Here is a 1,319-nt window from a genome sequence, read left to right on the forward strand (position 1 = left end):
TGAGCGCCTAACCAACATCAAGAATCACGTGGCAACCGACTTACACCACGCAAATGGGCTTGACCAAACAACGGTTCGCACGGTGGAACGACTCATTCCTATATATAGAAGGTCTTGGATTTTCTCGGAAGAGGTCCGCGAATCGATGTCCGTAACTATGACGCACGGCCACTCAAGACCTTTAAAAGAATGAATTGTTGAATACTGGGCCAGGTCCCTCCCCTCCGCATGAGGAAAAGCAACCATGGAATTCTTCAGCCTTGTCCGTTTGATTCGCGTAGCTAGAGCATCCTTTTGCGGGCTAAGTATCATGATGTCTCTGAGTTCAAAACCGCTCTCCTGCAGTTCACTAATGGCAAGCAAGAGGTTATTTTCGGCCTCATCATCGTTCGCATACGGAATATAGCGCGGAGAAATGCCATCGTCTCGTCGCCTAAAACGTTTATATCCAGGCTCAAGATTCCCGAAACTCGATACAGCATGACCCACTCTGGGTAGATTTCGACAGTTGCTGCTTAAACTAGACCGCGCCAGCGACATCGATCTCCGACCGAATTCGCTCAGGACACCTTCTTTGGCGTATAAATTCTGACGCTCAAAGTCCCCAAATGCCATGATTCTCCCGTCCGCAAAACCTCCATCGACGAGAAACTCAAGGACATCCAGGTACTCGCTCCGCAAAACATCCTGGGCCTCATCAACTATCAAAAAAGAGCGTGCGACATCCGCCTGAAAGACAATATTTTCTGAGGCCAGGTCCAAAAATTCTCGATCCCACCAGCCGCTGCTCGCGGCCGCCGGTATCTGGATACCACAGAGCCGCCTAAATATAGAATGGAAAGTCCCGACCTCAACGCCCGGGACGTCCTCCAATTCCATACGTAGGAAATTGGCTAGGTGGCGGTTATAGCAGAGTAGGTAGCCTGACAAACCTTCGGCACAAAAGTTGCGAGCCGCCTCAAGAGCCAAATACGTCTTCCCCGAGCCAGCCGGGCCCGTGAAAACTATACGATCGTTATCTTGGAGTAGCTCAAGCGCCTCCGCTTGTTCCCGAAGGACTGATTCTAAATCGTCAGCGAGATCAGTTCGACGATCTTCCGCAGATTGCCTGCGCGTAAAATCTGGTCTAAGAGTTTCAGCGATCCTTTCTGTCATTTTCCTGTCTAGACGTTCAGCATCTACAGATCTCCCCACTTGACGCATGTGATCCGCAGCATGTGCTAAAAATTCCTTTACTGCCTTGCCTACACTTTGAGTAGTGCCCCATAAGGTGGTGTAGCGTCCGGCCGACCGCCGATATGAAGTGCGGCCACCGGACG

1 protein-coding gene is annotated in these 1,319 nt (G+C 50.9%); it reads right to left on the reverse strand.

The features are described from left to right. Positions 1-24: 24 nt before the first annotated feature. Positions 25-1,319 (reverse strand): ATP-binding domain-containing protein (locus tag ABD088_RS15575; protein WP_343902887.1); only part of this gene is annotated, 1,295 nt, incomplete at its 5' end.

Origin of the sequence: Arthrobacter rhombi (assembly GCF_039526245.1) — a bacterium.
In the GTDB taxonomy this organism is placed as follows: Bacteria; Actinomycetota; Actinomycetes; order Actinomycetales; family Micrococcaceae; genus Arthrobacter_H; species Arthrobacter_H rhombi.